This window comes from Asticcacaulis tiandongensis, from assembly GCF_006475605.1.
In the GTDB taxonomy this organism is placed as follows: domain Bacteria; phylum Pseudomonadota; class Alphaproteobacteria; order Caulobacterales; family Caulobacteraceae; genus Asticcacaulis; species Asticcacaulis tiandongensis.
The window spans coordinates 192,793-215,146 of record NZ_SSBC01000010.1 but is presented as its reverse complement, the minus strand read 5'-3'; the positions used below and the strand labels follow the sequence as shown (position 1 = coordinate 215,146).

At 57.0% G+C, this 22,354-nt stretch carries 22 protein-coding genes; 6 read left to right on the top strand and 16 right to left on the bottom strand.

Translation table 11 applies throughout. The features are described from left to right. Positions 1–120: 120 nt before the first annotated feature. Positions 121–1,311, top strand: coding sequence for a hypothetical protein (locus E5201_RS05025; protein WP_140984910.1), 1,191 nt, complete (start codon positions 121–123; stop codon positions 1,309–1,311). A gap of 5 nt (positions 1,312–1,316) precedes the next feature. Here E5201_RS05025 and E5201_RS05020 read toward each other — a convergent pair whose 3' ends face one another. The 5 genes from E5201_RS05020 to E5201_RS05000 all read right to left on the bottom strand — a co-directional run bounded on the left by E5201_RS05020 (position 1,317) and on the right by E5201_RS05000 (position 7,780). Further along, positions 1,317–4,409, bottom strand: coding sequence for a tetratricopeptide repeat protein (locus E5201_RS05020; RefSeq protein WP_181404545.1), 3,093 nt, complete (start codon positions 4,407–4,409; stop codon positions 1,317–1,319). 80 nt (positions 4,410–4,489) lie between these two features. Beyond that, a complete protein-coding gene (locus E5201_RS05015; protein ID WP_140984909.1) occupies positions 4,490–5,266 on the bottom strand; it encodes a MotE family protein in 777 nt (258 codons plus the stop codon). An 18-nt stretch (positions 5,267–5,284) separates the two neighbouring features. Then, the gene (locus E5201_RS05010) at positions 5,285–5,992 is read right to left on the bottom strand and encodes a DUF6468 domain-containing protein (RefSeq protein WP_140984908.1); all 708 of its coding nucleotides are present in this window, start codon (positions 5,990–5,992) and stop codon (positions 5,285–5,287) included. 4 nt (positions 5,993–5,996) lie between these two features. After that, entirely contained in the window at positions 5,997–7,151 is a 1,155-nt protein-coding gene (gene fliM / locus E5201_RS05005) for a flagellar motor switch protein FliM (protein ID WP_425456573.1), read from the bottom strand. 23 nt (positions 7,152–7,174) lie between these two features. Continuing rightward, complete coding sequence (locus E5201_RS05000) at positions 7,175–7,780, bottom strand: flagellar basal body-associated FliL family protein (protein WP_140984906.1); 606 nt, start codon at positions 7,778–7,780, stop codon at positions 7,175–7,177. 280 nt (positions 7,781–8,060) lie between these two features. Between E5201_RS05000 and E5201_RS04995 the strand changes: the two genes are divergently transcribed. Next, positions 8,061–8,384 (top strand): rhodanese-like domain-containing protein, encoded by a 324-nt coding sequence (locus E5201_RS04995; protein WP_140984905.1) that lies wholly within the window; start codon positions 8,061–8,063, stop codon positions 8,382–8,384. On the opposite strand, the gene E5201_RS04990 is transcribed toward E5201_RS04995, so the two are convergent. The 3 genes from E5201_RS04990 to E5201_RS04980 form a co-directional block, all read right to left on the bottom strand. Further along, a complete protein-coding gene (locus tag E5201_RS04990) occupies positions 8,371–9,390 on the bottom strand; it encodes a sulfate ABC transporter substrate-binding protein (protein ID WP_140984904.1) in 1,020 nt (339 codons plus the stop codon). The genes E5201_RS04995 and E5201_RS04990 overlap by 14 nt on opposite strands. A gap of 82 nt (positions 9,391–9,472) precedes the next feature. Further along, positions 9,473–11,854: a TonB-dependent receptor gene (locus E5201_RS04985; protein ID WP_246050401.1), complete on the bottom strand. Its 2,382-nt coding sequence runs from the start codon at positions 11,852–11,854 to the stop codon at positions 9,473–9,475. Positions 11,855–12,104: 250 nt separating this feature from the next. Beyond that, on the bottom strand, positions 12,105–12,287 hold the full coding sequence (locus E5201_RS04980; protein WP_140984902.1) for a YezD family protein: 183 nt from the start codon (positions 12,285–12,287) through the stop codon (positions 12,105–12,107). Between the two features lie 321 nt (positions 12,288–12,608). Here E5201_RS04980 and E5201_RS04975 point away from each other — a divergent pair, with 321 nt between their 5' ends. The 4 genes from E5201_RS04975 to E5201_RS04960 all read left to right on the top strand — a co-directional run bounded on the left by E5201_RS04975 (position 12,609) and on the right by E5201_RS04960 (position 15,917). Beyond that, positions 12,609–13,778, top strand: a complete 1,170-nt coding sequence (locus E5201_RS04975) for a glycoside hydrolase family 5 protein (RefSeq protein ID WP_246050400.1) — start codon at positions 12,609–12,611, stop codon at positions 13,776–13,778. Positions 13,779–13,845: 67 nt separating this feature from the next. Further along, the gene (locus tag E5201_RS04970) at positions 13,846–15,183 is read left to right on the top strand and encodes a glycoside hydrolase family 27 protein (RefSeq protein ID WP_140984900.1); all 1,338 of its coding nucleotides are present in this window, start codon (positions 13,846–13,848) and stop codon (positions 15,181–15,183) included. A gap of 126 nt (positions 15,184–15,309) precedes the next feature. Beyond that, the gene (locus E5201_RS04965; protein WP_140984899.1) at positions 15,310–15,699 is read left to right on the top strand and encodes a hypothetical protein; all 390 of its coding nucleotides are present in this window, start codon (positions 15,310–15,312) and stop codon (positions 15,697–15,699) included. Beyond that, positions 15,696–15,917, top strand: a complete 222-nt coding sequence (locus E5201_RS04960; RefSeq protein ID WP_140984898.1) for a helix-turn-helix transcriptional regulator — start codon at positions 15,696–15,698, stop codon at positions 15,915–15,917. Before E5201_RS04965 ends, E5201_RS04960 begins: the two co-directional genes overlap by 4 nt. A 2-nt stretch (positions 15,918–15,919) precedes the next feature. Here E5201_RS04960 and E5201_RS04955 read toward each other — a convergent pair whose 3' ends face one another. The 8 genes from E5201_RS04955 to E5201_RS04920 form a co-directional block, all read right to left on the bottom strand. Then, the gene (locus tag E5201_RS04955; RefSeq protein WP_140984897.1) at positions 15,920–16,357 is read right to left on the bottom strand and encodes a hypothetical protein; all 438 of its coding nucleotides are present in this window, start codon (positions 16,355–16,357) and stop codon (positions 15,920–15,922) included. Positions 16,358–16,378: 21 nt separating this feature from the next. Next, positions 16,379–16,771, bottom strand: coding sequence for a DUF6491 family protein (locus tag E5201_RS04950; protein WP_140984896.1), 393 nt, complete (start codon positions 16,769–16,771; stop codon positions 16,379–16,381). A 5-nt stretch (positions 16,772–16,776) separates the two neighbouring features. Further along, positions 16,777–17,223 (bottom strand): DUF6491 family protein, encoded by a 447-nt coding sequence (locus tag E5201_RS04945; protein WP_140984895.1) that lies wholly within the window; start codon positions 17,221–17,223, stop codon positions 16,777–16,779. A 120-nt stretch (positions 17,224–17,343) separates the two neighbouring features. Then, on the bottom strand, positions 17,344–19,086 hold the full coding sequence (gene mnmC2 / locus E5201_RS04940) for a tRNA (5-methylaminomethyl-2-thiouridine)(34)-methyltransferase MnmC2 (RefSeq protein ID WP_246050399.1): 1,743 nt from the start codon (positions 19,084–19,086) through the stop codon (positions 17,344–17,346). Between the two features lie 95 nt (positions 19,087–19,181). After that, on the bottom strand, positions 19,182–19,412 hold the full coding sequence (locus E5201_RS04935; protein ID WP_140984893.1) for a hypothetical protein: 231 nt from the start codon (positions 19,410–19,412) through the stop codon (positions 19,182–19,184). Between the two features lie 269 nt (positions 19,413–19,681). Further along, complete coding sequence (gene motA / locus E5201_RS04930; protein ID WP_140984892.1) at positions 19,682–20,551, bottom strand: flagellar motor stator protein MotA; 870 nt, start codon at positions 20,549–20,551, stop codon at positions 19,682–19,684. Positions 20,552–20,656: 105 nt separating this feature from the next. Next, complete coding sequence (locus E5201_RS04925; protein WP_140986046.1) at positions 20,657–21,925, bottom strand: lytic murein transglycosylase; 1,269 nt, start codon at positions 21,923–21,925, stop codon at positions 20,657–20,659. Positions 21,926–22,047: 122 nt separating this feature from the next. Continuing rightward, entirely contained in the window at positions 22,048–22,353 is a 306-nt protein-coding gene (locus tag E5201_RS04920; RefSeq protein ID WP_140984891.1) for a winged helix-turn-helix domain-containing protein, read from the bottom strand. Between the last annotated feature and the right edge of the window lies 1 nt (position 22,354).

Below are 22,354 nucleotides of genomic sequence, written 5' to 3'. Positions count from 1 at the left end.
AACGCCTTATTGCGGCTGCAATTTGTCTTATTGCGCAAGCGCACAACACATTTCGCACGAAATATCTCCTTAATTCCGGAGCTGATTGGAGAGAATAATAATCAGCCTCCGATCCATAACATGCCGCTCAATGCTGCCCTTTTTCGCTTCACGCCCCTATGGTGGGGTTTAGTTTGCACCCTGCCCCTCATCAGCGGCCTGCTGGGACGTCTGATCAAACAAAAGCCGTGGTTTGTCGATTTCGACGCCATTGCCTGCGCGGGCATGACCTTATCGCAAGGCGGCAATCCCTACAGCCTGTCTCCGGCCTGCGAAGGGATGCACCCGGCTGTATTCGTCTATGCGCCAGTAATCGCCGAGAGCCTTTCGGCTGTAGTCGCCTTTATGGGCCTTGAGGGGTTCCGCGTAATATATGTACTGCTATGGCTGGCGGCTCTGACGGGCATAGGGCTTTATGTCTGGAAAAGTAATGATCAGGACTGGCGACTGAAATTACCGGTCTTTGCGCTTCTGACCGGCGGCTCTCTGGCCTCAGGCAACATAGCCCTGCTGCTGCACGGTCTGATTCTGGCCGCCGCCCTCAGCCTGCCCAAACGGGTTTCACCTTTTATTATTGCCGTCACTATGGCCGCCTTAATCAAGCCGACCTTGCTTACCTATCTGATTGTACTGGTCTACCTTGATAAGCCGCTGCGCTGGCGTATAGGCACACTGGTTACAGGAAGCCTGACCGGCCTTGCCGGCTATGCGCTTATATCCACCGGAACCGGCGACCTTCACACCCACTGGCACACCGCCCTTGATCAGGTGGTCCTAAGCCAGCAGCCCGGCATCAGCTTCTTCAGCTGGATCGACGCCACCGGCCTCAATCATACAGGCCTGCCGTCACTAATCGGGTTGGTCCTGTTCATGATCATCTTAAGCCTGTCCGGTCTGGCTCTCGCAGAACTCGGCAAGGCAGGCCCCGCAGGCAGGCTGGCTATTGGCCTCGGCATGGCGCAATTACTTAATCCGCGCCTGATGGACTATGACCTGTTGCTGGTTATACCTCTGCTCGTCACCGCCGTCAGCCTCAGTCAGGCCACAGGTCAGTCATGGGCGCGCTATAGCCTTCTGACTTTAAACGGGCTTATGGCGTCTGTCCTGATTCTGAATATGCTGGACGCACCACCGGTTATGCCCGTGCCACTGGGTGTCTTGGGCATCAGCCTTATGGTCATCGTTCAGGCCGGTGCACTGGCCCTGAAACGCCTTGAATTTCCGGCCTACCTCAAACCGGCCTTTTATGCGCAGAAACCGTCAGACAGTTAGCGAACCTAGCCCGCCGCCGGCTCCGGTGCCTTGGCCGCCGCCTGCTTGGCAGCGGCGTCATCCTTCTGACGGAACCTGACCTTCATGCTGGTGACCCAACCGGCAAAGCTGTCGCTCTGGCTGGCGGCCAGCGAAAAGTCTTTCACATCAAGCGGGCCATTATCCATCCCCGCCAGAGCCACCCGAATGGCATCGCGGTTTTGGGCTTTTTCGGCATAGCGTCCGTAACGCGTCGACAGGCGCGTCAGACCGGCCTGATCTTCGGCAAGGCTATAGGCCACCCCCGCCCGAATCAGCAGGGCTTCTTCAGCGAGACTTAGGGGCGCTTCCCGTTTCCAGCGCTCCCCCAGACGTTTCTCAAGCAGATCACCGGCCTTTTCCCAGGCCTTGTCGTGCCAATAGATATCCGCCCGCACTTCCGTGGCCTCAGGCGATTTGTCTGCCCCCAGAACCTCAAGCGCATGCTCGGTGCGATTAAGCTCCGTCAGCGCCCGCGCCTCGAGCACGCGGCGCTCGGACAGAACCGCCCGTGGCAGCAAACTATTGCGCGTCTTCCACAGCGCCTGAAGGGCTTTTTCCGGCTGACGGTTCATTAGGTAAATACTGGCCAGATCCGTAGCGACCGACGCTTTGGCCACACCCACCAGACGGTTATCCACCTGATACTCCAGCAGATCCGCCGCCTGATCCAGCAAATCAACATCCACCAGACGCCGCACCAGACGCCGCACCATCTCATCGCCGTCCGCGCCCACCGGCGTCAGTTCACGGAAATCATAAAACAGCCCCAGCGCCTCAACCGGTTGCAGGCCATCGGCCCGCCCCTCAAGGAACAGGTTACGGAAAGCGGCATTTAAACGCTGCGTAATCCCCAGCGCCTCTGGGTGATTAAGAAAGGCCGTGCCGCCACTGCGCAACACCTCAAGGGCGTCGCGATACCGGCCCTGCGACAGGTAGATATCGCCCATGGTACGGACGATTTCGATTTCCGTATCGTCACCCCGCCAATGAAACCGCAAGGCGTTCATCTGCGTCAGGCTGTCTTCCGCCTTCATCTCGCCCAGTTCATACTTCAACCGCGTGGCCCTGAGTTTTGCCGGTGTGCTGATACGCGCCGAAGACGCCTTGCCCACGGCATTATAAACCCGCATGGCGCGTTCCTTGTCGCCCTGCGCCTCTATGACCTGCGCCAGCACAAGCTGCGCCTCAAGCCGTTCCAGCGGCGGCACTTCCTGAGTGACGGCATAGTTGATCAGTTCCGCCGCCGCCTTGGTATCGCCCGTCATCAGCGCCGCATAGGCATTGGCTGCGGCAAACCGCGTCCGCCACACCGGTGGAAAGCGCTCCAGCGCCCCTGCACCACTCTGAAACGCCTTACGCGCCGCTGCATAGTCACGCGCCTTGGCGGCAAGGTAACCACGCCACAAAAAAGCCGCCGGATCATTGGCCAGAACCGGCGACATCAGATCGGCCCGTGCCTCATTCAGACGCCCGCTCAAAATCTTCGCCTGAGCCAGCAAGCCCCGCACATGCGGGTCATTGAGGCTGCGCGGGTTTGTCCGCCCCAAAAGCTCAAGCACCCCCTGAGCCTCGAAATTCAGCCCCTGCCCGATGAGAAATCGCGCCAGATCAAGCCGTGACGTATAAGGCCCCTCCGCCCCTTCGGCGGCTTCGTTTGCAGCTTCTGCCTGCAACAGATTATAGTGCGTCAAAAACCCTTCCGGCGGCAAGGCCTGCCAGTTATCCATATTCATCAGGGTCGGATAGGCCGCCGGCACATAGGCGGCGCGTACCGGCACACTGGTGCCGCCTTCATTGTCACCAGACAGGGACAGACCACCCGGACGGCTTATTTCAATGACATCACTTCTGACAGTCACCGTAATGTCAGGCGTCATGCGCTCCACAACCACCCCATGCGCCGTGGCTCCCAAACTGGCTTCAGGCGTCAGACGTCCACTCAGGAGCGGCTTGATCGGCCCGGGCGCCGTAATCACCGCCATACGATCACCGACCGCCGGATCCCGAATCCACGCCACTTTACGTGCCCCCGCCAGATTGACCGTCATGGCCGGTGCGCCGCTGCTGTCATCACGTGCGATGCGGACCTCACCGGTCTGGCTCTTCAGCGGGCTACCGCCCAGACGAACCGACCACAGGCCACCTTCGGCATTGACACTCAACTGACCACTGGCCGGAGCCATAAGCCTGAGGGCTGTAAAACCATCATTACGCGCCCAGTTGGCATCACGCACGATCTTGCCGTCCTTGAGACTGGCGGGCAGACGCAGGTCAACTTCGCGGTCAAACACAATCCACACGGCCTCACCGCGCCGGAACACCGCTGCGGCAGCCTGATCGGCAAAAGGAAAGTCAATGTGCATGCCACCGTCGATCATCGCCGCACGCAGGGCCACAACCGGCACCTGAGCGGTAGCGACGGGGGCTTGAGAACCTGAGGAAGCCGCTGAATTTGCCGCCGCCGAGCTTACAGAGGGCTGATTCGCCGTACCGTCCGTTTTTTCCGAGGCTGGCGGCGTCAATCGGGCCTGAGTCTGTTGTGCGGCCTTCGGCGTATCAATCTGAACGAAGACCGCCACGCCGGAACGACCGAATCGCGCCTTGGCGGTATCATCCAGTGTCAAAACGATTTCCGTGGCCCGATCATCGCGCCTGAGGTTTATACTGCTAACCCCTGCAGGCGGATTGGCGCGCAGGGAACCGATATCCGGCGTCCGGTTTCCGGGTAAGCGGATGACCACACGCTTACCGTCCATGCGTACCGAGGCCCGCGCCCCCAAAGACCCGTATATCTCAAGCCGACCACCACTGGCATTACGACCGACGCGTATATCAATTTCAGATTTCGGGGCGGTTGCCGCCGCCACAGACCCGTTTGACGCGGGCACGGAAGGCGCCGAAACCGCCAGTCCCGATGCCCCGAAACCGGTCAGGGCAACCATGGCAATAGAGGCCTTTAGCCCGCGTGTACGCCAGACATTCCCCTCAGGTACGGCTTCACCGCGCCACCGGCTATGGGTGTCGCCATCAAGCGCAGCCTTAAGCCGCGAGCGTTGGGGGTCGGAATGTCGTGTCATCTGGGGATGAACTGTGCGTTAAGCCGTTTAAACTTTGGTTAATCCGATATTAAAATTCACCCGACAGGCGCATTGGCGGATTAATTCGCGGGGCGATTGGCAGGGGCCCCCGTTTGGGGCGCTGTCCCCATCTTATCAAGCTCGGCGCGTATCCCCCCTGCCTTATCCATACGCGTCGCCAGCTTTTCCGTCAGATCCCGCGCGCCTGCTGGCGTCATATAGGACAGGATGGCCGCCAGAGACCGCTCCTTCATCCGCGCCGCGATGGGCAAACGCACATCGTCCTTCATGCTTTCAAATACCTTGGCAGCATCCTTGGGTTTCATGGTCTCATAGACCTTGATCATCCTGAGCGTATCGGCATCCGCCACCTTGGTGGCCTGATCAAGCATGCCCTGAAGCTGCCCTTTCATGCCATTCATCTGCTTGATGCGGCCATCAAGCTTGGCCTCGGCAGCCGCGACCAGATTTTCCCGCGTATCGAGTTCTTTCTGCCGTGCATCGAGATCGGTACGCCGCTTGCCCAGACTTTGCAGAATCCTTAACTCCGAAGGCGACATGCCCGCCTGACGCGCCAGTTCATCAACCGAGGTCGCACATACCGCTGCCGCCGCTTCACTGGCAACCTCATCGACGCTTGGGGCCGCTTCAGACGCAGACGCACTCAAGGCGACTTCCTTGGCCGCCTCACTGGTGGCCTCGGCGTCACCGTCCGGTGTTTCCGTCCGACCTTGCGCAAACGCCACGGCTGATTTCAGCGCTTCGGGCACAACCTCAAAGCTTGAGACCGCGCGCAAGGCAATGACCCCGCCTACGGCAATGGCGATCAGCGGTAAAAGGCGGGGAAGATTGGACATGGGGCGATGGCCTGTGGATTAGCGATAACGGCGGAACAGTGACGCCGCAGATGGGGGTGTTGAGGTTTCCGGCACCGTCTCAGCTGGCGTTTCAGGCGATGGCGTATTGCCCGATACGGGTCTGTGCGGGCGGGAAATTTCGGTATCGAACAGATCGTCTTCGCCGGGATAGGGTTGACGGCGACTGGGGTTAACCGCCGGACGCAAGGGTTCTGCGCGCGGTGCCTCGGCAACAGGGTTTGATATTTCAGGCTTTGCGCTTTCCGGCCGCGCGAACGTCCGCAGCATCTCGCTGATCGCCGCCAGCCCGACCTCACTGACGTCCGGACGGGCATCCGCTTCCGCTTCGACCGGATTATGAAAGCGGTCATTGGCGTCACGCACGTCACGCTTTACCGTTTGCGGCGCCACTTCTGTCCGGCTTTGCAGCCCCGTCTGCACCCGTTCGGCGCGCTCAATCTGAACCTCTAGTTTCTGAATGAGGTCACGCGCCGCCAATATACGCCCATGCAGCAGTTCCTGCGATTCATCGGCATCGGTGCGCAAATCCTTAAGGCTGGTAAAGGCCTTGATTGCCGCAGTATCCAGTTCCGCTACCGCCCTGGCAAAGCCCTCCTGCCCCGCCTTAAGCGCCTTGAGCCGCCCATTGAGCCGCACGCCGAACCACAGGGCGGTCAGCAACAGCCCCATCAGCAGCAGATCCATGATAATTCCGGCGGCGGACATGGCGTTATTTCTTCTTCATCTGTATCAACCGCCTGCGGGTTGATGTCGTCAGCGGCGTATCGACCCGCACAGCAATGGAATGACCCTTGCGCCCCATGCGACCGTGGGTCAGGGGAATGGTGCCACACCGCAACTGTACCGGCGAATCAGCCTGTGCATTCAAAACGATAGTATCACCGACCTTGAGATCAAGCACCTGCGATAAGGGCAACTGATGCTCATCCAGAACGGCACGCACTTCCATCTGGGTCGTCCACAGTTCGGTAGCGAGGTGGCTTTCCCAGATATTATCGCGCCCGAACTTTTCGCCCATAAACTGCTGGAGTAGCATTTTACGGATCGGTTCAAGCGTCGCATAGGGCAGCAAAAGCTCCACGCGCCCGCCACGATCTTCCATATCGATCCTGAGCTTGACCAGAATGGCGGCATTGGCAGGCCGCGCAATGGCCGCAAAGCGCGGATTGGTCTCAAGACGATCGAGATTAAAATTCACCGGCGTCAAAGGCTCAAAGGCCATGCGGGCATCATTGAGGATCACCTCGACCATACGCTGCACCAGCACGCGTTCAATGGTCGTATAGGGACGCCCTTCGATCCTGAGCGCCGCTGTGCCGCGCCGCCCGCCCAATAACACGTCAACAATCGAATAGATCAGGTTGGAATCAACCGTCAGAAGCCCGTAATTATCCAGTTCCTCGGCACGAAACACCGCCAGAATCGCCGGCAGCGGAATCGAGTTCAGATAATCGCCAAACCGGATCGACGAAATATTATCGAGCGACACCTCGACGTTATCTGAGGTAAAATTACGTAAAGATGTCGTCATCAACCGCACCAGACGGTCAAAGACAATTTCCAGCATCGGCAGGCGTTCATAAGACACCATGGCCGAATTGATGATCGCCCGGATACCTGAGCGCTCATTATAGTCGTCTTCGCTGAGATCAAACCCCAGCAGGCTGTCGATTTCGTCCTGATTGAGAATACGCTCGGCACCGGTAGGCATATTGAAGCGGGAATCCGCCTCCCCGCCGCCGACCATGGCTTCCCATTCCGCCGCCAGATCGGCCCCGTCCTGCGCGCCGCCGCCACCACCGCCGGTATTAACGGCTGCGGCTTCCGCCTCGGCGGCCAGCTCGGCCTCCCATTGGGCCATCATGGCTTCCTGATCGACTTCCTCGGTCACGTTATTAACATTTCCTCGATCAGAACGGCCTTAACCTTGTGCGGGGCGAGCACCAGATTGATACGGCGCAGGATTTCAAGCCTGAGCTGGAAACTGCCCTGAGAACCCGCCAGATCTTCGGGGCGCAGTTCGCGCAGAAAGCCCTGAAGCACATCATCGACACGCGGCATATTGGCCTCAATGGCATGCACAGCCTCTTCGTCTGTGCATTCAAGCGTCAGCTTGAGCTTAAGATAGCTGGTCTTGCCTGATTGCGTCTGCATATTGGACAAAATGTCCGGCAGGCTGACATAGGTCACCCCGTCAGGCCCCGGCGTCACGACCGGCTGGGTCTTCGGATCAACCGCACCACCGCCCTTGCCATGCCCACCCTTGTCGGCTTTTTTTGTCTCTTTTTTCTTTTCGGCCTTGGCCTCACCCTCGACAGCCGGTTTCGGCTTCATCAGGAAAAAGGCACCGGCACCACCGCCCCCCAGCACCAGAACCCCGGCCGCAATGGCAATAATCAGGATCGGCAGTTTCTTCTTGGCGGGCGCAGCTTCACCGTCTTCACCCTCAACGGGCGGCTCAGTCTCATTTTTCGGCTTTTTTTCCTTGGCCATGACTTGCGTTCGACTACGCCCCAAAAACAGGTTTAGGCAGCAGGTTAGACCAAAGCTTTAAACAAACCTTAACGCCCGCCGCACGACTTAGGGCATCTTTACAAAACATGGTTAATGATTTGTTTTTATCGACCCTGTCGAAGCCTTGGCATGATTCTGAAGCCAATGGAATTTATGCCCGCAGTGACGCACCGAAGCGATGCACCCCTTCCGGTTGACCGGCTCAAATAATGGCCTTAAATCGAAGCTATCTTTTCCGCACAGACAAAGGCCCCCACGCATGACCCAGACCATTAAGAACCTTAGCCCCGCTGAGGTTGCAGACGCTCTGGGCGCAGGCACTATCCACCTGATTGACGTGCGTGAACCAGCTGAGTTTAATCAGGTCTCTGTCGAAGGCAGCCTCAGCCTGCCTCTGTCACAATTTCATCCGGATGACCTGCCGCCGCCTGACGGTAAGGAAATCGTCTTTATGTGTGCGGGCGGTGTGCGCTCGATCAAAGCCATAGAGTTGACGCGCGCCTATGGCCGCGATGTTTCAGCCCATCTGGCCCCCGGTATCCGCGGCTGGCTGATCGAAGGCTATCCGGTTATTTCTGCATAATCCGGTCGTAGATACCGCCATTGTCAAAATGGCGGGCCTGCACCGCGGCCCAACCGCCCAGATCGCGGATGTTGATCAGCCGCGTCTGCACAAAGCGGTCAGCAAACCGAGACGCAATCGCGGGATCAGACGGCCGGTAATAGTGCTTCCCCGCCAGAACCTGCCCTTCCGCACTATAGAGTTGCTCCAGATAGGCTTCGGCCACTGTACGCGTGCCTTTTTGCTCTGCCACCTTGTCAATCACCGCCACCGGCGGCTCCGCAAGGATCGACAGCGACGGCACCACCACCTCGAACGCATCGGCCCCCAGCTTCTCCAGCGCCAGAAACGCCTCGTTTTCCCAGGCCAGCAACACATCCCCTATGCCGCGTTCGACAAAGCTGGTCGTCGAGCCGCGCGCACCGGAATCAAGCACAGCCACATTGTGATAAAGTCCACGAACATAATCTTCGGCCGCCGCCTCAGTGCCGTAGGTCTCAAGCGCCCAGCCCCACCCCGCCAGATAGTTCCAGCGCGACCCGCCGCCTGTTTTCGGATTGGGCGTGACAATGCCGACACCGGCCTTCACCAGATCACCCCAATCGCGGATATGCTTCGGATTGCCCTTGCGCACCAGAAACACAATGGTCGAACTGTAGGGACAGGAATTGTACGGCAACCGGCCCTGCCAGTCTTTGGGCAGCAAGCCGATTCGGGCCGCTATGGTGTCTATATCGTGCGATAGCGAAAGCGTCACCACATCTGCCGCCAGACCGTCAATCACCGCGCGGGCCTGTTTACCCGACCCACCATGCGATTGCTTGACTGTGACTGATTGCCCTGCGTTCTCCCGCCATTTACCGGCAAACACCGCATTATAGGCCTCATAGAACTCACGCGTCGGATCATAGGACACATTGAGCAATTCAATCGCACGGTTCGCCTGAGACCCAGACTGAGGCTTTGGCTGACATGCCCCCAAAAGCCCGACACCCACCAACCCCATAAGCACATTCCGACGATGCATCGGCACTTTTCCTCTTTTAAACACTAAAAAGCCGGCGCAACGCCTGAACGTTACACCGGCCTGACTCATCAGATGAAATCGATCAGAAAGCCTTACGCAGGGTGATACCAACAAAGCGCGGGTCACCCGGATCACCGAAGATAGCACCCGAATTGCCTTGCTGGATGCTAACGAACTTCAGATATTCTTCATCGAGGACGTTCTTGACATAGATGAACACTTCCGTGCCTTCGCTGGCGCGGTAACCCAGGCGCAGGTTGAGAACCGTAGATCCCTCGATTTCAGCATATTTCGATACCGATGCGTCCGAGTTCCAGCTGGAACGATAGGTAGCGTCGGCGCTGATATAGGCCTGCCCCTGAAGCGAATTAAACGGTGCAGCGAAGCTGTATTCCCCGCCAAGAGTCCCCGCCCACTTGGACACACCCGGTAATGGTGTCCCCGAAAGATCGGCAATGGAGGTTCCCGACGACTGCAACTCAAGCGGAGCCGGCGCGTTGGCAAAGGAGGCATATTCTGCATCCGTATAGCTTACGGCACCATAGAGATTGAGGTTGTCCGTGGCCCGCAGGCGCCCATCGACTTCAATCCCCTTGACCTCAACCTTATCCACATTGGCCAGATAGCCGCGCAGCGAGCCGGTGCCGGAGTCAACGACATTGGCCTGATAGTCCTTGATCTGGCTGGTATAGGCCGCGAAATTGAGCGTGCCGCGCTTGTCCCAGAACTGGGTCTTGAGACCTGCCTCAAGGCTTGTAACCTCCTCGGGATCAAGCACCGCGCTCTGGATGACCGGATTACCGCTGGTGTCGGTCGGGATACCGGCCGCATTGATACCACCGGACTTATAGCCCTTCGATACACTGACGTAACCCAATACGGTCGGCGTGAAGCTGTAGGACGCACTCAAAAGACCCGACGGGCTGCCGTCAGACAGTTCCGCCTGATAGAAATAGGTGCGGGAAATAGCGTTTTTTGCCGCAATATGTGACGGCGTGGTCGTCGCCAGACCACCCGAGGCCACCTGATCGTAAATCTGCTCTTTTTCCTCATGCGTGTAACGCAGGCCCGCCGTAACTTTGAGGCGCTCGGAGACATTCCACACCAACTGACCAAAGGCCGCATAGGACTTGGTTTTGGATACGGCATGGATGGACTGCGTATAGCCGTCCAGCAGGTTTTCCGGCAAACTCGTGTCCGCATTGTACCAGCGCGTCGCGTGGAAGCCCCAGGCTTCGGTGCCATTGGTTTCAACCCTTTGTGTAAAGGCATAAAGCCCAACTACCCAGTCAATCGTCTTTTCGCCATTAGACGCCAGACGGAATTCCTGACTGTACTGCTGCTGCTTTGACGGATTGGAGGAACGGGTGCGAATAGACAGAGATGTGTAATCGCGGTCGTTCTGCGGCCACCATTCCCACTTGCGCCAGGCGGTGATCGAGGTGAAGGTCGCCCCGCCCAGATCCCAGTTTACCGTGCCTGACAATCCATTGATGCGTTGCTTGGCCTGAATGATGTCATTCACATCCACCAGACGATCATAGGGATTGCTCGAGGCTGGCTGATAGTTATAAAGACCCGCCAGATAAGGGAACTGACGGTTAGCCGCACGCAAGGTCGGGCCATAGCGTACAAAGGCCTGCGTATTGGCTTCGGGATCAGACAGGGCAAAGTCATAGCTGAGGCGAACCTTCAGCGCATCAGACGGCGTAAACAGCAATTGCGCCCGCAACACCTGACTGTTCTGGTCATTTTGCTTGGTGCCGGTCGTCACATTCTTGAACAGGCCGTCACGGCGCGTCGCCCCGAACGACAGACGCCCCGCCAGCTTGCCATTGATCAGCGGGCCGGAAATAGCGCCCTTGGCCTGCACAAAACCATAGTCACCGACTGACAATTCCGCGCGACCTTCCGGCGTAAAGCTCGGCGCACGGGTCGAGATACTGATGGCACCGGCAGTGGTGTTCTTGCCGAACAAGGTACCTTGTGGCCCGCGCAGGACTTCGACACGATCAATGTCGATCAGATCAATCAGCGCCGAACCCGGACGCGCATAAAAGACTTCATCGACATAGATGCCCACCCCCTGCTCAAGACCGTCATTGGTCAAACCGATCGTCGAACCGAGCCCGCGGATCGTCGTGGCGGTATTACGGGCATTAGACGTAATAAGCTGCACACTGGGTTGCGTGCGCTGAAGCTGATCGATGTTGTTGATGCCCTGCCGGTCAAGCTGCTCGCCACCGACCACCGATACGGCAATCGGCACGGTCTGCACATTTTCAGAGCGACGACGGGCGGTGATATAGACTTCGGTTATATCGCTGTCGGCGGTGCTGACAGCAGCATCCGCCACTTCATCGGCAAAGGCTGGTGCCGTCTGGATTGCGCCATAGGAAACGCTGGCCAGCAAGGCCAGAAGCGCGGTTTTAGTCCCCTTGCGGGCGGAACGGAAAGCGGTCACGGTGGTATCTCCTTGAGATGTCATGTCTGTGTTTTTTTCGCTCTAAGCCGCCGTGTCTCTGGTGGGCAAATGGGCTTGTTTTTTAAAGTTCGCTTTACGCCTGACCGGACTGAAGCTGTCTTCTGGTCACAGTCTGACGGTCTCCGGCTATGCAAACCGGAGGGACAAAACGGATAGGAAAGAATGCGCTTACTGGATGACTCTACGCGGAAGCCCTGCGACTTCGGGGACAGGTTTCAGGTTCGCCCCCTCAGGCTTCAGACGTTTTTTTACTATCGAAACGGAACTTTTCGCTCTTCTCGATCTGCACGATACGAGAGTCATGAATGACGACCTCCACTGTCCCGAAACGGATTTCGGAAATGGCATTCAGGATATGCTGTTCCGCTTCGCTCAAACGGGATTGCGGAGCGGACGGATGGGCATCACTCATAACTTCTCCTGGGGTACAAATCAGATAGGGGTACAATTAAAAGACGACTACATAAGTTTTATATAACACTATTATTGTCAATAAAAATAAGCTTCAGTTTAGAAAACATGTACATTCAAAACCTTCCCCCAGCTTAACAATGTCCCTCTGAGGGTGACCCGGATAATCCGCATACAAACCAGCCGAAAGCCTCTATAATGACGGAAATCAAAAGCCACACAGGCAGGAAATATCATGGTCTGGCCCCTTAGATCCGTTCCATTACATCAATACGACCACAACACCGCCCTCAGGAAATGTTTAGCCAAACTATCCAGATTATTGACCCTAACGGTAACTTTAATAGCCACCCTCTCGACCCCCTTAAAGGCAGCTGACCTTATAGGATTTTGGGGCACACCTCAACGCGGGGCCAACAGCTTTAACGGCTTACCGCCCGATCAGGCTTATTTCGACGCCCTCTCGGCCACGGGGGCCACATGGGTGCGCCTGACCTTCAGCAAATGGAAAGGCGAAGGCCGCGATTTCCTGATAGGGGATATAGATAATTATCAGGGACTGGTGACCTCCGACCTGAAGGTTCTCACCGATACGCTGGATCGCGCCCATGCGGCAAACCTTAAGGTCGTCATTGTGCCGCTGGGCATACCCGGCACACGCTGGGCCCAACAAACCCCTGACGGCAAGTACGACAGCCGTCTGTGGCGCGAGGAGGTCTGGCAGGAACCCGCCATACGATTCTGGGGCGATCTTGCCGCCGCCCTCAAAGACCATCCGGCCATCGCCGCCTATAACCTGATCAACGAACCGGTGCCAGAACACAAAAGCAGCCTTGAACAACATAGTGACTACGCCGCTATGGATGCATGGTACACACAGCATCAGGGCAGCTCCCGCGACCTCCTGAAGTTCTACGACCAGACAACAGACGCTATACGCAAGGTTGACCCCCTCACGCCCGTAATGGTCGATGCCGGCTGGTATGCCGACGCCCGCACCTTTGGCTACTGGCCGCGCGCCCTTAAGGATCAGCGCACCCTATATGCCTTTCATATGTATGAACCCTATGAGGCCACCTCAGCGCCAAATATGCAGCGCCGGATACCTTACCGCTATCCCGGCACAGAGCTTGAACAGAAGAAGTGGACCCAACTCGCCGTCTGGGCGCACATAGACGCCCCTGTGCATTGGGCTGCCAAACACAATATCCCTACAAACCGCCTTGTGGCCGGTGAGTTTGGCTGTATGCGCCTGTGGGCCGACTGCGGCACCTATCTTGAGGATGTCCTCACAAGGCTTGAGTACCGTCAGATGCACTGGGCCTTCTACAGCTTCCGCGAGGACGTCTGGGACGGCATGGATTACGAACTCTCGCCTGACCTTAAATCCGGTCAGTTCTACTGGATGACTGAACAAGGCCGCAGCGATGAATTCAAACGCGACAACCCCTTGTTCGATATCATTAAAAACTATCTGAAACGCAACGACTGAAAAGAGTTGGCAAGCGCGGCCAAACCGTCAATACTCAGACAAAACAAACCTACAGGGAACGTGTCTTATGTCTGTGAAATTTGACCGCCGCGCCATGATGTTCGGCGCCGGAAGCCTGCCGCTGCTCGCCTCAGCGGCCTCGGCGCAGCCAAAGCCCGCCAAAGCGTCTTTAGCGCCTACCCCGCCTATGGGCTGGAATAGCTGGAATTCGTTTGCCACCACCATCACCGAGACCCAGTCGCGCGAAAACGCAGCCATCATGGCCGACAAATTGCTGCCCTCAGGCTACGATGTGTTTACCGTTGATATTCAATGGTATGAACCCAATGCCACCGGCTATGACTATCGTCCGGGGGCTGAGCTGACGATGGACGAATTTGGTCGCCTGTGGCCTGCCGTCAACCGCTTCCCCTCGTCTGCCAATGGTGCCGGTTTCAAGCCGCTGGCCGATTATGTCCATAGCCTTGGCCTGAAATTCGGCGTCCACCTTATGCGCGGCATTCCGCGTTTGGCCTATGAGCGTAACCTCAAGGTTTTCGGCACCCAGGTTCGCGCCCGCGACATAGGTAACCCCAATTCAACCTGCACCTGGAATACCGACATGTACGGCGTCGATATGTCCAAAGACGGCGCACAGGCCTATTACAATTCGGTCTTTAAGCTATTTGCCGACTGGGACATAGATTTCGTCAAGGTCGATGACCTCAGCCGTCCCTATGGCAATAACTGGGCCGAGGTCGAAGCCATCCATAAGGCCATCAAGGCCTCAGGCCGCCCGATGACCCTGAGCCTGTCGCCCGGTGAAACCGACCTGAAATGGGCCGCACACGTGGCCGAACATGCCCAGATGTGGCGTATTTCAGACGATTTCTGGGATGAATGGGAACTGCTGTTTGATCAGTTCAAACGCCTTGAGAACTGGAATCCCTATCGCAAGTCCGGCGCATGGCCCGATGCCGATATGCTGCCGCTGGGGATGCTGGCCATGGGCAGCCGCCAGACGCGTTTTACCCCTGATGAGCAGCAAACCGTCATGTCCCTGTGGTCAATCGCGCGCTCGCCATTGATCATGGGCGGCGATCTGCGCCACCTCGATGCGCCGACATTGGCCCTGCTCACCAATCCTGAGGTCATTCGCCTCAATCAGCATAGCTACGGCAACCGGCCCGTCTCCAATGACGGCAAGGCCGTCGTCTGGACCGCTCAGGACGATAACGGGCATTATCTCGCCTTGTTCAATATTTCAGACGCGCCCCTGACCATCAGCCAGCCCCTTAAGGCGCTGAACCTCCCCATCCGCCTCAAGGCCCGTAACCTGTGGACGGGCGAAAATTTGGGCGACATCGACATGGCTCTGACCGCAGAACTTAAGCCGCACGCCAGCGCCCTCTATTATCTGAGTTAAGCCCACCCCTCATGTAAAACCAGCCTGACATTTCTTTTTAATGTCAGGTTGACTTTACATTTTTTGCAATGTAAGCTTTGCCTTACATCCGGCCGGATGTCTTTCCCATTCTGAAGGACAACCTCAATGAACCTGAAAACCCCGCTTGCCCGCTACACTATCGGCATGACCGTGTGGATGCTGCTCTATGCCGTCTGCCTGATAGCCTCCATCACCTTCATCCGGCAGTATCACCCCGAAGGCATTGTGCTATACGCCGTTGCTATCCTGCCCAGCCTGCCCATAGGCGGCACCATCCATGTCGTTATGCGCTACATGAAAGAAGCCGACGAATATATCCGCGGCCTGATGAGCCACCGCTTCATACTGGCGACGGGCATGGTTTTGTTTATCTGCACCTTCTGGGGGTTTGCCGAAAACTTCGCTCAGGCTCCACAGATTCCGCTCTATCTGGTGTACCCCATGTTCTGGGCCAGTTTTGCCCTGATCTGTCCGTTTGTCAGGCATGCGAAATGAAAAACAGTTTACGTGAATTGCGCGCAGAACGCGGCCTGACACAGGCTGATCTGGCCGCCCTGATTGGGGTGTCCCGTCAGGCGGTGATCGCCATCGAAAGCGACAAACACGATCCATCGCTCGATCTCGCCTACCGCATCGCCTCTGTATTTCAGTTAAGCGTAGAGTCTGTGTTCCCCAATCCGCACCGTCCGCTTCAGGACAGCCCTACGGCCTGATTCTATTTCCGATGGCTCTCAAACTTCTGCTTTGACAGCTGCTTGGCTTCCTCAACCGAAACCGGGGTGACCGATTGCGCAAAGCAGGGGCTTTGGAAACCACCCGGACTGCGCACCGATACATCGACATCGATCGGATCGCAAATCTGGGTGGTGCCACGATACTTGAAAATCAGCGGGTCATGTGGATTGAGGCGACAACCGGCCACTTCAACCCTCACAGCGCTGCGGTTGTGGTCGGTAATCAGCAAGGTCTTTTCATCAAGCACATGCGTATCCGCGCCTGCCCCGTTAACACAAGCCCGAATCTCAGGCTTTCCGGCTTCGTCTGAGGCAGGGGCCTGCGCCAGACTTGGCGCCACAACCATGGCTGATAACGCCACAGCCACCCCCGCCGCACAGGCCATCCATCCGCCATTGGATTTCAACAACTTCGACATGTAACGCATACTCCGGATGAATTAATAGGCCTTGGCCTGCTCAGGCGTCAGCGGTGTGACCTTTGAGATCAGGCAACGCACAGGCTTTTCGGAAAAACGGGAATAGAGAATTTTCACATCCCGCTTATCGCAAATCATCGAAGATCCGTTAAATTCGAAACCGATCTTGTCCAGCTCATCCAGATTCGCACAAGGGGACGAAAGTGTAAGCAGGGCCGCCCGCCCGCCGTCTTCGACAAACAGGGTCTGCTTGTCGACCACGCGCTTGGTCATCAGGCGACCGGCATCGACGCATTGTTTGTTGTCAAGCCGCGGCTCAGTCGTCGCGACAGGACGCTCACCGGCGGCAAAGGCCCCGAGCATCAGCGCCGCTACGCCCCCGGCCATCAGTATCTGTACCTTAGGAAAACGCATGTGATCTATCCTTTGTCAGGTTTTTTGCGGCCAAACTCGATTTTACGCGCTTCATTTTCTTCGTGGGTAAAGGGCCGCACATTGGTCACCTGACAGCGGCTCAAACGCCCGCTGCCGAGTTCACGATAGAGGATTTCGGCATCAAATCCGCCGCAGACACGATCCGAACCATTGCGTCCGCGGAAGCCAAGCTTCATGGCATGGTCAATATCCATGCAACCGCCCATCAACCCCAGTTCGTAGAAATCACCGCTATAGGTTTCAACAATCAGCTTGCGCCGGTCGTCATTGTCAAACCCGCGTATGTCATTCGTACGAAAGCACTGGGAAATCTCACGCGGCTTGGCCGCCGGTTTTTCCGACGTTTGCGCCTGAGCAAAGCCCAGTCCTGTAATCAGCAGGGCACAAGGGGCCAGAACCGCCAGTGTTTTTACAAATTTTTGCTTCGGCATTTGGGTACAGAGCCTCTTTGCAGGTAATCGCAAAGTAAATCCTTTACGCTTCAGCCTCTACGGAATACCCGAATTCCGGCCATTTAATGACTAAGCTATGGCCGTGGCGTTTCCCTTCCGCTAAAACCTTTCGATCCTTAGTATTTGTCGGGCACTGTGGCTTAAAGGCGACGGCACCTTCAACGCCTGACACACCAGTGCCCGCCCCAGAAGCGGGCCAAGACAAAAGCCACGCGCCCCAAGCCCTGTCAGCACAAAAAGCCCCTCCTCCACCTGTCCCATGACCGGCAGATGATCGCGTGTCGTAACCCGAACCGAGGCGCGTGACGTCAGTTCATCGGGCGCGACAGCCGCCTCATCCGGAAAAACCTGCGTCAGGGTATTGAGGTTATACAGACGATCCTCAGTCCTTAAATCCGTTTGCCGGTCACCACGGATATGGGTTGAGCCAAAGACATAGCCCTCCGGCACCGGCACATAATAGCCGCCCCAGGCTGTCGCCTGAGGTGACCTTTTGGTTGATTGCGCCATTTCAATCTGTCCGCGCACCGGCCTGAGATCAAGGCGCTCAGTGACATCCGGCCTGAGATCAAACACCCCGTCCCCGCAGGTAAGATAGAGCTGGTCATAGCCGCCGTGGGTTTTATGGCCCCGTAAACACCACCCGTCTGCCTGACGATCAATATGCGTGATCCCCTCAATAATGAGAGCCTGCGTCCCCTTTAACGCCTCCAGCACCTTAAGCGGCGCAATCGCCAGCGCTTTACGCATCGACAACCCGTCGTCATCAGCCACTAAATCGTCAGGGGCAAAACAGGCCTGTTGCGCGATCTTTTGGAACCGCCCCATATCGCGCGGGCCGGAAGGTCTTTGCCTGACGCCTTCTGACAGAATAGCCTCAGGACAAAGCCGCCGATAAAGCCCGTGCGAATAATAAAAAGCATCGGCAAACAATTGGCTGATCACGCCACCACCGGCATCAAGACGCGGCGTCATCAAGCCTGCCCGATTCCCCGAAGCGCCGCCCCCCAGCCCATTTGCGTCGAAAATATCGGCCTTAATACCCACGTCTTCCAGGGCATGGGCTACCGAAAGACCGGCAATGCCTGCGCCTATGATCGCCACACGTGCGGGCCGTGAGGTCGAAACCTCAATGCCCGCATCAGGTTGATGCACCGCTTCCAGCTGCTCACGCTTTTTACCAAAGCCCGGCACCTTGCGCGGCACAAAACCCGCCGCCTCAAGCCCGCGCCGCACGCCACCCGCCACCGTGAAGGTCGCCAGACGGCCACCCGTCACCGTGTGCTGGCCGATGCGCTGCAATACATCCTCGGCCCACATGTCCGGATTAAGCGCCGGCGAGAACCCGTCAAGGAACCACGCATCCGCCTGACCACACCAGTTATCAAGCGCATCCCGCACCTCCATCAACGCCAGAGTCAGACTGACGCCCCACTGCGGGAAAGACATATGATGAAAGCCGCGCCGATGCGGTGGCCACTGCGCCAGTATGGCCTCACTAAATGCAGCCAGTTCCGGCCAGGCGCTCAGGGCCTGACGCGCCTCATGCGCCTGCATCAGAAAGCCTTCGACCGAAAATATATGCAGGTGCCCGTCCTGCGGACGATTCTCTGCCCACAAAGCCATCAGGGCGCAAATATTCAGCCCTGTCCCGAACCCCAGTTCCCCTACCGTAAACTGTGGCCGTCCAGCCCATATCTCAGGCATATGACAGCCCTTAAGGAACACCGCACGGGTTTCACTCAGGCCGTCCTCAAGCGAGTAATAGATATCGCCAAACCGTTCCGAACGTGGCTGACCATCCTCAGCGAAATAAAGACCGGGATCATGGCTTTCGCTCACCTGACACACATCCTGAATAACAAAAAAAGAGGAATGCCCGCGGGACATTCCTCTTTTCATAAACTCAATCAAAGCGCCATGAAAGGCGCGATTGATTATTGAGCAGCAACCGAAGCGGCAGCAGCGTCAACAGCTGCGTCGGTAGCAGCCGAAGCCGCTTCAGAAGCGGCTTCAACAGCAGCAGAAGCGTCAGCAGAAGCGTCAACAGCAGCTTCAGAAGCGGTGTCAGCAGCTTCAGTAGCGGCTGGTTGCGAACAAGCGGCAACCGAAAGAGCAGCAACAGCAGCAGCAGCGATCAGGGCTTTACGGATGATTTCGGAGGTCATGGATCCAGATCCTTAATTCTAACGTTAGAGCGCTAAAGGCTATCTCTGCGCCCGACCATAGTCATACGATAATTCCGGTGTTTTCCGCAAGAGGGATTCTCACAAATATGTGATCAAAACCTGCCCTATGGGTCAAACATTGGCCTAAAATAAAGCAAAATAACGGAAAAAAAGCTGAAAAAACGCCGTTTAACGCTTAAAAAAGCGTGACAAAAAGGTCAACCCCACCCAAAAAGCGCCCCCACACCCCTCGCGATCACGTTTCGTGATCACGAATCGGCAGGGATATTATTCAGGGCTTCTTCCATCTCAAGGAAGGTCGGTTGCAGCGGTGTCGGGATATGGCCGCGTCCGATTTCAACCGAAATCTGCGCTGCGTTTCCGTGTAAATGCGCCACCAGAACGGCCTGAATGATCTTGTAGAACGAACCCTCTTCGTTGACCACAGCCCCCATACGTGAGGCAAAAGGCCCCACCAGACCATAGGCCATAAACACCCCAAGGAACGTCCCCACCAGCGCCCCGCCGATCAACGCGCCCAACACTTCGGGCGGTTCGGTGATCGACGCCATGGTCTTGATAACCCCCAGAACGGCAGCAACAATACCCAGCGCCGGAAGGGCATCAGCCATGTTTTGAAGGGCATGAGATGGCTCAAGCGCTTCATGGTGGTGCTTTTCCAACTGCTTTTCCATGGCGTCTTCGACCTGATGCGGGTCTTCGAGGTTCATGGTCATCATACGCAAGGTGTCACAGATGAAGTCCACCGCGAAGTGATCCTTCATGATGCGCGGGAAGCGGTTGAAAATGGTTGATTCAGCAGGCTTTTCGATATGGCTCTCAAGCGCGATAACGCCTTTGGATTTCATGGTCTTGGTCAGCAGGAACAGAAGCGACAACAGGTCCTTATAGTCCGTTCCCTTCCATTTCGGCCCGGAAAACACCTTACCGAAGGAACCGGCAATACCTTTGAGGGTTGTCAGGGAATTACCGATCAGGGTCGCCGCGATAGCCGCGCCCCCAATGGCGATAAGTTCATGCGGCGCGGCATGAATAATAGGATCCATCTTACCGCCGAAGGCGATATAACTGCCGAACACGGCCCCGAAAAGGAGCACAATACCGATAATCTGAAACATTAAACGCCGCTATCCCAAGCCCTGTACGGCGTTTACCCTAAGGATTAATCATTAAGGCAGGTTTAAACACACCTCCAAAAGTGCGCGACGGAATGCTAATTAACCTTAGTATCCCGCAGGGATTTTAAGCCTCAGTTCTTCGGCCAGTTCCGGCGTCAGATAGCCATCCGCTGGCCGGCCATTGGCCTTTTGCCATTCGCGCAACGCCTTACGGGTACCTACGCCGACAACTCCATCGACCGTTCCGGCATTAAAACCGAGCGCATTAAGCGCCATCTGCGTGTTTTTACGCTGATCAAGTGAAAGGGGCTGCTCAGCGGGCCACGGGGTTTTGAGGGCCGGTTTTCCGGCAATACCATCGGCGATGAAACCAACCGCCAGGGCATAGGCCGTCGAATTATTATATTTGCGGATCACATAATGATTAGGCAGTGCGAGAAACGCAGGCCCCTTGGCACCGGCAGGCAGAATCAGGGTTGCATTGACCGCCTTTTCGCCTTCGGTCCATGCGGCACCATCAGCGCGTATAATCCCGCGTTCAGCCCACCACACAGGCGTCTGGCTTTCGGTTTCCGCCAGATAGTAGTCAAAGTCTGTCGGCAAGGTGACTTCGACGGCCCAGGCCTGACCGCGCTGCCAGCCCGCCTTACTCAGCAGATTTGCCGCAGACGCCAGCGAATCAGATTCTGACGCCCATATATCGATGACGCCATCATTATCGCCATCAACCGCCAATTTCAGATAGTTTTCCGGCAGGAACTGCGTCTGGCCCATGGCCCCCGCCCAGGAGCCCTTGAGGCGCTCACGCGTCGCCTTGCCGTCACGAATGGCGGTCAGGGTATAGAGCAGTTGCGTTTCCGCCCAGTCGCGGCGACGTCCGTCAAAGGCCAGCGTAGCAAAGGCCGTGACAACATCAATATCGCCCTGCACGCGACCAAAGTCGCTTTCCATGCCCCAAATGCCGCCTAAGATCGCCGCAGGCACGCCATAGGTATTTTCAATGGTCGGCACATGGGCATTAGCCGCAAGGCGTGTGCGCCCGCCGTCGATGCGTCCCTGAGACACCGCATTGCGGATATAGACACTGACGGGGCGGGAAAATTCCGGCTGTGAGGTATCGGCACGCACGACCGAGGCCTGAGGCACGACATCCCTGAGCTGAAGTTCGACAAACCCGCGCTCAAACCCGCGCGCCACGGCCTTATCGATAAAGCTGCGCTTCCAGGCCTCATAGGGCGCTTCACTCACCAGAGGCGACGTCTGCGGGGGGGCAGGCTGAGGGTTCAGGGTCGGAGTTTGCGCCGTGTCCGGTGTGCTGGCCGCCGTCGAACATGCCCCCAGAAACAGACATAAGGTCACAATACGGCTGGTCATCATCAAAGTGCCTTTGGTCACGGGCAATATTTCCTGCTGTTAAATCTGGCCCGATTCCTTATCGCAGGATTGTGGCGGTTTCCAAGCCGCGGCAGATAACATAACTGTTATTTATTGGGGCCTTATTTATCGCCGGTGTCCACAAGCGCCGCCAGAACCTCAAGATAATCGGCAAAGGCCTTACGGCCCGCAGGCGTGACCAGCACCCGGGTCAGGGGTTTGCGCCCCTGATACCCCTTCTGGATGTCAACATATCCCGCCTCTTCAAGTTTACGCAGGTGCACCGACAGATTGCCCTGAGTGGCCTCCAAAACCGCTTTCAGCTCGTTGAAATCCGCCACCTCGGCATCCATCAAATAGGCCATGATCCCCAGACGCAACCGCCCGTGTATCGCCTCATCCAGACGCTTGATATTAAAGCCAGCCATA

Bases quoted from the DNA above. Each gene is read 5' to 3' on its own strand.
- E5201_RS05015 (WP_140984909.1), bottom strand. From the start codon at position 5,266: ATGTCCAATCTTCCCCGCCTTTTACCGCTGATCGCCATTGCCGTAGGC.
- E5201_RS05000 (WP_140984906.1), bottom strand. From the start codon at position 7,780: ATGGCCAAGGAAAAAAAGCCGAAAAATGAGACTGAGCCGCCCGTTGAG.
- E5201_RS04970 (WP_140984900.1), top strand. From the start codon at position 13,846: ATGTCTGTGAAATTTGACCGCCGCGCCATGATGTTCGGCGCCGGAAGC.
- E5201_RS04965 (WP_140984899.1), top strand. From the start codon at position 15,310: ATGAACCTGAAAACCCCGCTTGCCCGCTACACTATCGGCATGACCGTG.
- E5201_RS04955 (WP_140984897.1), bottom strand. From the start codon at position 16,357: ATGTCGAAGTTGTTGAAATCCAATGGCGGATGGATGGCCTGTGCGGCG.
- motA (WP_140984892.1), bottom strand. From the start codon at position 20,551: ATGTTTCAGATTATCGGTATTGTGCTCCTTTTCGGGGCCGTGTTCGGC.
- E5201_RS04925 (WP_140986046.1), bottom strand. From the start codon at position 21,925: ATGACCAGCCGTATTGTGACCTTATGTCTGTTTCTGGGGGCATGTTCG.
- E5201_RS04990 (WP_140984904.1), bottom strand. From the start codon at position 9,390: ATGCATCGTCGGAATGTGCTTATGGGGTTGGTGGGTGTCGGGCTTTTG.
- E5201_RS04950 (WP_140984896.1), bottom strand. From the start codon at position 16,771: ATGCGTTTTCCTAAGGTACAGATACTGATGGCCGGGGGCGTAGCGGCG.
- E5201_RS04935 (WP_140984893.1), bottom strand. From the start codon at position 19,412: ATGACCTCCGAAATCATCCGTAAAGCCCTGATCGCTGCTGCTGCTGTT.
- E5201_RS04960 (WP_140984898.1), top strand. From the start codon at position 15,696: ATGAAAAACAGTTTACGTGAATTGCGCGCAGAACGCGGCCTGACACAG.
- fliM (WP_425456573.1), bottom strand. From the start codon at position 7,151: ATGATGGCCCAATGGGAGGCCGAGCTGGCCGCCGAGGCGGAAGCCGCA.
- E5201_RS05020 (WP_181404545.1), bottom strand. From the start codon at position 4,409: ATGACACGACATTCCGACCCCCAACGCTCGCGGCTTAAGGCTGCGCTT.
- E5201_RS04920 (WP_140984891.1), bottom strand. From the start codon at position 22,353: ATGGCTGGCTTTAATATCAAGCGTCTGGATGAGGCGATACACGGGCGG.
- E5201_RS05010 (WP_140984908.1), bottom strand. From the start codon at position 5,992: ATGTCCGCCGCCGGAATTATCATGGATCTGCTGCTGATGGGGCTGTTG.
- E5201_RS04945 (WP_140984895.1), bottom strand. From the start codon at position 17,223: ATGCCGAAGCAAAAATTTGTAAAAACACTGGCGGTTCTGGCCCCTTGT.
- E5201_RS04980 (WP_140984902.1), bottom strand. From the start codon at position 12,287: ATGAGTGATGCCCATCCGTCCGCTCCGCAATCCCGTTTGAGCGAAGCG.
- E5201_RS04995 (WP_140984905.1), top strand. From the start codon at position 8,061: ATGACCCAGACCATTAAGAACCTTAGCCCCGCTGAGGTTGCAGACGCT.
- E5201_RS05025 (WP_140984910.1), top strand. From the start codon at position 121: ATGCCGCTCAATGCTGCCCTTTTTCGCTTCACGCCCCTATGGTGGGGT.